The following is an 8,670-nucleotide window of genomic DNA, read 5'->3' on the forward strand; positions in this document are numbered from 1 at the left end:
TTTTGAAAGTGTTGGAGAGTTAGTTGCGTATTTGGAGAAGACAGGTTGGCGCAATCCTTACTATGACGGTACTTCCAAAGACATTGTTGATGAAACTATAGCAAATATGCAATCATTTACTAGAAGATTGGTTATGGGAGAGTCTAATTTAAAAGAAACTGTTGATCAAAAGCTTGCCGCAATGGGCATTGGAGATTCTGGCTCTCTTGATTTGTCCGATGATGAATTGGAGAGATATGAGGCTGAAGGATTTGGCGAAATTGAAATGGAGATTGTGCTTGACGATGACGAAGTTGGGGAGATGGATGTTTAATGAGGCGTGATTTTGATATTGCTTTGGAGAAAGGTTTTCTTCTTACTGAGGAAAAGATAGATAATGCCCGCCAGCTAGTGGAACGTTATTTAGCACATTTTACTGTTTATCCTGATACCTACATTGACCTTATTACTCCAAAAGCAAGTCATTTTGAATTGTATTTTTTCCAAAGGGTTTACTTGCGCGCTTGTATGCGTTTTTCTTACGTATACATCACTGCTGGTCGTGGTACTTCAAAAACATTTCTTGCTGTGCTTGCTCTTTATTTGAGGTGTATCTTTCAACCAAATTCAAAACAATTTATTTGCGCTCCTGGTAAAGGACAAGGTATACGTATTGCCGCGGAAAAAATTGAGGAACTTTGGAGAGAGTTTCCTTTACTTAAAAAAGAAATTATTAGGGATCACATGAGTGGTTCAGACGTTCATCTATGGTTCCGCAATGGGAGTGAGTTAACTGTTGTTGCCGCCCTTGATAGTGAGCGTGGAGGCCGTCGTAATGGGGGATTGGTTGACGAAGTTCGTGACCATGACGCCGAAAATTTAAATCAAATTGTTATTCCCTTAATGACTAAAGATAGATTTATGGTTAATGGACTTATTAATCAGTTTGAGCCACAACACGCTCAAATTTATAGTACTTCAGCAACAAGTAAGGCAAGTTATGCTTATGAGAAACTTATTGAGATTCTTATAAAGACTATAATAATGCCCGAAGATAATTTCATAATGGGCATTGATGTTAGAATACCTATTCTCCATGGTCTTGTTTCTAAAAAACATATTCAAGACCAAAGACTTTCTGGAACAGTAAAGGAAGGAGACTTCGCAAGAGAGTACCTTTCAATATATACTGGAGGAAGTAGTGAGTCTTGGTATAATTATAATCGTTTGTTAAAATATAGGACAATTATTAATGCCGAGACAAAATATTCACAAAATTTTGTAAACACCAAAGATGGATTTTACCTATTAAGTGTAGACGTAGGTCGTCTTTCAGCGCAAACTGTTATTTGCGTGTTTAAGGCAACAAAAAAAGAAAATAGTTTTGTGAAAAAATTAGTGTATATGGAAGTTTTAGAAAAAATGCACTTTGAACAACAGGCCGCAGCATTAAAAAAATTAGTTGAAGATTTTTCAGTAAAAGAAATAGTTATTGATGGTACTGGACTAGGTGTTGGACTTCTTGACTTTATGGTTAGACCAACAATAGATAGTGCAGGTAACTATTATCCTCCCATTGGCGTAGCCAATGATTCTGATTACACCAACAAACAACCGAGAGATTGCCAAAAATTAATTTACGTTATTAAACTTACTCCGGCGTTGAATAGTGAAATACATAGTATTTGTTTTTCTGAGTTAATGAGTGGTAAAGTTCGTTTTTTAATAAGAGAGCAAGAAGCAAAAATGAAATTGCTCGCTACTAAAAAAGGAAGTAAAATGCCGCCAGAGCAAAGAATTGCTAGACTGATGCCATATGAAATGACAACTCGTCTTTTTGACGAAATGTGTAATTTGAGAGCTAAAACAGATTATCGTGGAATTGCGCTTGAGAGAATCAATAGCCGAATGGGAAAAGATAAGTATTCTGCTTTTGAGTACGGTGTTTGGAGACTCAAAATGCTAGAAGAGGCGCACTTTAAAAATCTTAGGAATAATAATAAAAATCCGATGAGAATGATATTCTATACTCCCAGGAGGTGAGAAAAGGTTAAATGAATGATGAAAAAAGCAAAATGGTTAATTTTGCAAAAAGTATAAAAGAAATGATAAGTGTAAGTGGAGATGCTTACAATGCCAACTCAATGAAAAGAGTGAATGTGTCTACTGAAACTACTGAAGATATAATATCCATTATTGAAGCGGGAAATGCTGATCAAATAATAGCCCTCTCTGAAAAGTATGTCGCTACTAGTGGACTATATCAAAGAATTTTAGTATATTTTTCTACTTTTCTTACTAACGATGTTTTTATCACACCTAAAAAAATTACTTCAAAATCATTAAATCAGAAAAAGTATTTGGAGAATTATAGGAAAGCAACTTTTTTTGCTGATACTGTATTAGACCCAAAACTTAATTTTCCGAGAATTACTTTTAAACTACTTGTTTACGGAGCATATTATGGTATATTAGTAGAAGAAAGTGAAACAGAAATGGTTTTAAAAGACTTGCCGACAAAATTTTGCCGCAGTCGTTTTAAGACACATCAAAATGTTAATGTTTTAGAGTTTGACGTTAGTTATTTTGATACTATTACAGATAAAGTTTTAAGAGAGAATGCTTTGAAAGAATATCCAAAAGAGTTTAAAAAAGCACACAATGCTTATAAAAAAGACGTTAAACTCAAATGGTTTACGGTCTCTCCTGAAATTGGAGTTGCTTTCTACTATCAAGATCAATACAAACCTTTCTTTATATCTATGATTCCAACTGTCGCCGACTTGAGAGAGTATAGGGCGTTAGAAAAGAGTTTAGATAAACAAGAGCTTGAAGAAATTTTAGTTCAAGAAATTCCAGTAGATAAAGAAGGAAACTTTATTTTATCTTCTGATGAAGCAACTGAACTACATCGTGGCGTAGTTAATATGTTGAAGAACAATCCTTATACGGATGTTATCACCACATTTGCTAAGCTCAATTTGCTAAAGGTTAGTGATAAGACAAAATCTGCTAGAGATAATTTAGAAAAAACAGAAAGAAGTGTATATACAGAGGCCGGAGTTTCCAAATTGCTTTTTGCTGGAGACAGTGCAACAGCAGTTAAAATGTCTATTACCAATGATATGGCTTTAATTCTTGACATTGAAGAACAATATGTTAGTTGGCTTACTTATCAAACCAATCTAAAATACGCAGAAAAAAATAAATATTATTTTGAGGTAAGTCTTTTACCGATTTCTCATTATAATAGAAATGAAATGTTGGACATTTATTTAAAGGCGGCCCAATATGGTTATAGTAAAATTTTAGTTAGTATCGCCGCCGGACTAAAACAATCCTCATTCTTAGATTTAATTGAATTTGAGAATGAAATTTTAAAACTTCATGACATCATGATTCCACTTCAATCATCACACACTAGTAGTGGCGATGATGGAGATAATGGACGTCCTAAAAAGGAAATTGATGAAAAAGAAGAAAAAACAATAGACAATGAAGAAGGCATGTAGAGGAGGGAAATATGCACAATATGGAAATCCCAACTACTTTCTCAATTGACTTCGTTGGCGAATTGGAAAAAGTGAATGAACTTATTTCTAAAGTTGCGGCAAAAGTTTATTATAAGGGCGGCAATAGAAATGGTACTTGGATAACTGATGATTTTGCTGAAAAGTTAAATAAAACAATTTTCAATGTACCCATTGTTGCATCCTATAATCCTGAAACAGAAGATTTTGAAGATCATGAGGATAATGGGCATAAGAAAGCATATGGCTTTGTTCCGGCTCATTCCGAATTAAAGTGGATAGAAGATGAGAGTGGAAAAAATTATCTCACTACAGATGTTTATTTGTGGGTTGGCTATTGGCCAGAAGCTGCAAAAATAATTAATAAAAGTCAATCTATGGAACTCGATAAAAATACGATTTCTGGAGATTGGAAAGTTATTGGTGGAGATTATTATTTCGTTTATCAAACTGGTTCATTTAAAGGTCTTTGCGCTCTTGGAGACACAGTTCTCCCTTGTTTTGAAAACTCTGCTTTCTTTAACTTAGATGAAGATAGTCGTTTATTTTTTGAAGGAGTTGACATAGTTGATGAGAAAAATTTAGGAGGAAAAATAATGGAAGAGAATTTAAATGCTGAAGTAGTGGTTGTTGATGAAGCAACTATTGCTACAGTTACTAATACCGAAGAGGTTATTGTAACAGAAGAAAACACTATTCAAGAAGAGGTAGTAGAAGAAATTGCAGTAGAAGAATTTGTTGCAGATGAAGAAGAAATTAATACGGTTTCTTCTCTTGTAGCAGACACTGTTTCTGTTGTTGAAGAGCATTCTGAAGTAATTAACAATGAAGATGGAAGCACAACAATTATTAATGAAGTTGCTACTAACTTAATATCAATTGAGACTTATTATGCTTTACAACAAGAAAATGAAGAATTAAAGCAAAAAGTTGCCGACCTTGAGAGTGAAGTCGCAAATCTCACAGTTTACAAGGATGCCGCGATAGATAGAGAAAAAATGGAAGTGGTTGATTCTTTTAAGAAAAGATTATCTGAGGAAGAAATTTCACCTTTTGTTGAGTCTCTTGCTAATTATTCTACAGAAGAGTTGAGGACAAAATTATCCGTAGTTTTAGCTAACAAGGTGTTAGGCGAAACTGTTGAAACAATAAGTCCAGAAAAAACTAATTTTGTCTCTGTCCCTGGCAAAATAAAAGAAGAGGGGATAGTAAGTATTTTAAGAAAAAACAGAAAAGACTAATTTATTAGGAGGATTTAATAATGTCTGTTGAAAGATTAACTATTGATGGTTATGCTTCTCTTGAACTTAATAGAGTTTCATTTCCTATCACTGGTAGAGTAGTTGCAGATGTTGCGCTTAATAGTGGATTTAACGCAGCAACTCCTGCTGAAAATGGAATGATCTTGGCTATTGACTATGCAGTTGGAGAAGTTGTAAGACCTACTAACGCTGCAGAAACAAGAGTTCTTGGTTTGCATTTCTCACCAGAAAAAGAATACGATCCAAACCTCAGTGGTTTGAATCAATTTAAGTTGACTGCTGAGTCAACAAATGATTATCAATTGAGAGCACAAGGCTTCTATCCAAGACTTGGACTTCTAAGTGTTGGAGAAAAATTCACTACAAACTGCTTATCATACAATACTGCCGCTTTTGCTAATGATGCTGAGGTTCTTGCCGCACTCGATAATTGCGCTACTACTCCTGTTTATGGTGTACCTAGCTCAACTGGAGCAATTGAATTGGTAGCTTCACTTGTTGGTAACGAAGCTGTTGCTTTGCAAGCAATCAAAAATACTACAGTTCCTAACGGTGACGTTGGTGTAAAACTTGTAGTTATTAAGGCACAATAAGGGAGGAGGTAACTGAAATGGCTTTTAATAAAGAAATTTTTGAGTTAGCAAAATTTGCTGCTCAAGGCAAAGGCTACGTAGCGAACTCTGAAACTTATTCAGCGAAAGACGTAGAATCAAGTCTTAAAGATGAAATCAAAAGACTTGTAAAAGATTACTATAGTTTCCAAAAACATAAATATGATGTTTATGAATTAATCGCAACTACTGTTGATGCTATTCTTCCTGAAAGAGTAGAAGCAACAATGGGACAATTCGCGGAAATTGTAAATCTTGCTCAAGGGCAAAAACAAATATTCAAAAAGAAACTTGGACGTACTCGTGCAAAACAATTTATTGGTCGTGTTTCGCCTGCTGGTATTTATGAGACTTTTAGACTTGATAGTGAAAACTTTGAAGTTTACACTCATGCAATTGGTGGTGGAGCTCGTATAGACTTTGAAAGATATCTTGATGGCGTTGAAGATTGGTCTGAGCTTGTTCAAATTATTTTAGACGGACTTGAAGCTGACGTTTATAAAGAAGTTGCTCTTGAACTTCAAGCTTCATATAATGCATCTGGACGTCCAGCAAATACTAAGTATTCAACTGGATCTTTCGTAGCTGCACAAATGAGAAACCTTGTAAATACTATCCGTACCTATGGTGACGGAGCAGTTATTTTCGCAACAGCTCAATTCATTAATGCTATGGATGAGGCTGTAGTTTATTCAACAGGACAAAACCCAAGTGTTTCACCTGCTGATATTGATGATCTTCGTAGACTTGGTAGACTCGCTATGTTCTATGGCGCACCTATTTTGGAAATACCTAATGCTTATGAAGATGAAACTAATACTACATTACAAATTAACCCTGAATTTGCATTCATTCTTCCAACAAGTGGACAAAAAATTGTTAAAGTTGTTTTTGAGGGTGACACTCTTATTAATGATCTTGGACAAGCAGCTGGAGACTTTTCAATGGAAATGCACGTATACAAGAAATTTGGTACTGCTATAATGTTTACTAATAACTGGGGAATTTATCAAAATACTGCCTTATTGGCATAATTGAATAAGGGGGAGATTTATTCTCCCCCTATTCTGGAATAAAAGGAGGATTTATGGAGAGTTATATCGTTAAAAAATTAATTACAGGTAATGTTGGGTATATTATACCTGGCGAAAACAGATCTAGAATGTGGAAAGACACTGGAAAAAAAGGTGTTGAAACACGTCAACGTGTTCCTTATGAAGAGTTAGAAAAAGTTTCTTTTGATGCAGACGCAAGACGTTTATTTGAAAGAGGATACTTAATTATTGAAGATAGGGAGTGCCGCATTAAGCTAGGTTTTGAAGACGCTGATCCAGAATTGGAGAAACAAAATCAATTAATTTTAGATAGGTCTCAAATTGAAACTTTGCTTTACATTGAAAGCTACGAAGCTTTTAAAAAGAAAATTGAAAAAATGGCCGATGGTTCTAAAGAAATTTTAATTGAAGTTGCCGTTAACAACGACAAAAAACAATTAAGTGTAGAAAAGAGCGATTACATTAGAAAAGTTTTCCATGTTGATGTAGAGAAAATTCAAAGAGATATAAGAGATGAGTTAACAACCGGAAAGGAGGGCTAATAACATGGCAACTCCCTATTCAGATGTTTACGGTTCGTTTTTAGCTAGAATAGAAGAAGATGATTGGATAAGGGAAGAAGAAACAGAGGTTGTAGAAGCAGATTTATTTGAAATATTGAAGATGGCTGTTTTTGACTTTAGGTTTCCCAGAATAGTGATTGAATTTGATCCTTTAACAGCCAGTTTTACTAATGTGCTAACAAATGCCGAAATTCAGGTTTTGGCTACTTTGATGAAGTTACATTGGTTAAGACGTCAAGTTAATACTTGGAGAGTTATTAAACAACAATATTCAACCAAAGATTTTGAATTGTCTTCGCAAGCGAACCACTTAGACAAATTGCTAAAAAGCCTTGAATTTACAGAAAAAGAGGTAAGAAGAGTTTTTGACACTTACGATAGATCTAGAAACGGAAGTCCTTTCTCTTTTAGAAACCTCGCAGGAGGTGAGCCAGATGCATAATGACTCAAAAGAATATTTTAATGCTTATAAGAATAAGCTATCTGGTAATCTTTACGGATTACTTTGTGAGAGAGAGAACAAGGGTAAGTGGGAAGAATACTTAGATTCTATTTATGTTGAATTCATGGGTTTAGAAGATGAATTAGCTAGCATAAATTATTGGAAATTGAGAGCTAAGATTGGTTCCCTACGCTATCTTAACTATTATTATTTTAGAAAAACTATTTTTGAATGCATCGGATTAACAAACAGTTTGTTAATTGATGAAGAATAATGACATATTTCGAAGATATTTACAAAAGAAGAGGGCGTTTGTGGGGAACGACATCTAAAGAACAATTACTCAATATTTCAAAAAAATATTTTGAAGATTATTTGCTCAATGGTGCAAGTTCCGAGACAATCGTTATTGATAGTCGGCAATATACCGCCGCTGTGCATGATAATAAAGACGATGAAAATAAGATTAGTAAACACTTTCTTTTGCCAGTTACTGTTAGTGCCGGACCAGGCACACTAATTAGTTGGTATGGTGATTATTGGTTGATAGTTCAAAAAGAAAAACGAAGTTTTGAAGCTTACAACAAGTTTCTTGCATTTAGATGCAATAATGCTGTAAACTGGATAGATGAGTATGGGATTTTGAAAACAAGTCCTTGTTATTTGTTTAGTACTATGGGCACTAAAGTTGAAAACAACTTTAAAATTGCCGTTGGTAAAATAGTTTTTCCTAATTTGAATAAAAGATTGAACATAATTTTACCTTATCAATTGATTAAAAATGAACAAAGATTCATTATTAATAGTGAAGCATGGAGAGTAGTTGAAAGAGATTTAGTAAGTGTAAATGGTATTTTGTACTTATCATTAGAGGAAGATTTAATTGATTCTTTTGACGACGATATTGTTAACAACATTGCTGACTCAGGCAAATTAAATGATAGTACAATAGATATAGGAATTGACACTTTAAGTTTAGAAGTTGGCGAAAGCTTTATCTTCAATCCAATTCTTTATAAGGATGGGAAATTAATTTCAGATGCAAGTTTTGCATATACAGTATTAACTGGTTCTACTTTTATTAGTATGGTTGGTAGTTCTGTTTCTGGTGTTAAGTTAGGTACAGCGACAATAGAGGTTTACCTTATCGGCAATGAAGAACTTAAGACAAGTTGTTCAATAACCGTTGTAGAAACAAGTCAAGCTAAAAAAGTTTTACAACTTATGG

The 8,670-nt window shown here is 34.2% G+C and carries 10 protein-coding genes; all 10 read left to right on the forward strand.

Annotation, left to right across the window (positions count from 1 at the left end):
• A partial coding sequence (locus tag M0R38_12320; GenBank protein ID MCK9482518.1) for a hypothetical protein occupies positions 1-313 on the forward strand: 313 nt, incomplete at its 5' end.
• Complete coding sequence (locus tag M0R38_12325) at positions 313-2,022, forward strand: hypothetical protein (protein MCK9482519.1); 1,710 nt, start codon at positions 313-315, stop codon at positions 2,020-2,022. The genes M0R38_12320 and M0R38_12325, both read left to right, overlap by 1 nt.
• Positions 2,023-2,033: 11 nt before the next feature.
• Positions 2,034-3,491, forward strand: a complete 1,458-nt coding sequence (locus tag M0R38_12330; GenBank protein MCK9482520.1) for a hypothetical protein — start codon at positions 2,034-2,036, stop codon at positions 3,489-3,491.
• Between the two features lie 20 nt (positions 3,492-3,511).
• Positions 3,512-4,750, forward strand: coding sequence for a hypothetical protein (locus M0R38_12335; protein MCK9482521.1), 1,239 nt, complete (start codon positions 3,512-3,514; stop codon positions 4,748-4,750).
• Positions 4,751-4,770: 20 nt separating this feature from the next.
• A complete protein-coding gene (locus M0R38_12340; protein ID MCK9482522.1) occupies positions 4,771-5,364 on the forward strand; it encodes a hypothetical protein in 594 nt (197 codons plus the stop codon).
• Between the two features lie 17 nt (positions 5,365-5,381).
• Complete coding sequence (locus M0R38_12345) at positions 5,382-6,416, forward strand: hypothetical protein (protein ID MCK9482523.1); 1,035 nt, start codon at positions 5,382-5,384, stop codon at positions 6,414-6,416.
• A gap of 53 nt (positions 6,417-6,469) precedes the next feature.
• Positions 6,470-6,979, forward strand: coding sequence for a hypothetical protein (locus tag M0R38_12350; GenBank protein ID MCK9482524.1), 510 nt, complete (start codon positions 6,470-6,472; stop codon positions 6,977-6,979).
• A gap of 4 nt (positions 6,980-6,983) precedes the next feature.
• Positions 6,984-7,442: a hypothetical protein gene (locus tag M0R38_12355; protein ID MCK9482525.1), complete on the forward strand. Its 459-nt coding sequence runs from the start codon at positions 6,984-6,986 to the stop codon at positions 7,440-7,442.
• Positions 7,426-7,716, forward strand: a complete 291-nt coding sequence (locus M0R38_12360) for a hypothetical protein (protein MCK9482526.1) — start codon at positions 7,426-7,428, stop codon at positions 7,714-7,716. Before M0R38_12355 ends, M0R38_12360 begins: the two co-directional genes overlap by 17 nt.
• A partial coding sequence (locus M0R38_12365) for a hypothetical protein (GenBank protein ID MCK9482527.1) occupies positions 7,716-8,670 on the forward strand: 955 nt, incomplete at its 3' end. The genes M0R38_12360 and M0R38_12365, both read left to right, overlap by 1 nt.

Source organism: Bacteroidia bacterium (assembly GCA_023228875.1).
Lineage (GTDB): Bacteria > Bacteroidota > Bacteroidia > NS11-12g > UBA955 > JALOAG01.

Excerpts from the sequence above, each read along its gene's own strand:
- M0R38_12350 (MCK9482524.1), top strand. The coding sequence starts at position 6,470 with ATGGAGAGTTATATCGTTAAAAAATTAATTACAGGTAATGTTGGGTAT.
- M0R38_12335 (MCK9482521.1), top strand. The coding sequence starts at position 3,512 with ATGGAAATCCCAACTACTTTCTCAATTGACTTCGTTGGCGAATTGGAA.
- M0R38_12330 (MCK9482520.1), top strand. The coding sequence starts at position 2,034 with ATGAATGATGAAAAAAGCAAAATGGTTAATTTTGCAAAAAGTATAAAA.
- M0R38_12355 (MCK9482525.1), top strand. The coding sequence starts at position 6,984 with ATGGCAACTCCCTATTCAGATGTTTACGGTTCGTTTTTAGCTAGAATA.
- M0R38_12340 (MCK9482522.1), top strand. The coding sequence starts at position 4,771 with ATGTCTGTTGAAAGATTAACTATTGATGGTTATGCTTCTCTTGAACTT.
- M0R38_12325 (MCK9482519.1), top strand. The coding sequence starts at position 313 with ATGAGGCGTGATTTTGATATTGCTTTGGAGAAAGGTTTTCTTCTTACT.
- M0R38_12345 (MCK9482523.1), top strand. The coding sequence starts at position 5,382 with ATGGCTTTTAATAAAGAAATTTTTGAGTTAGCAAAATTTGCTGCTCAA.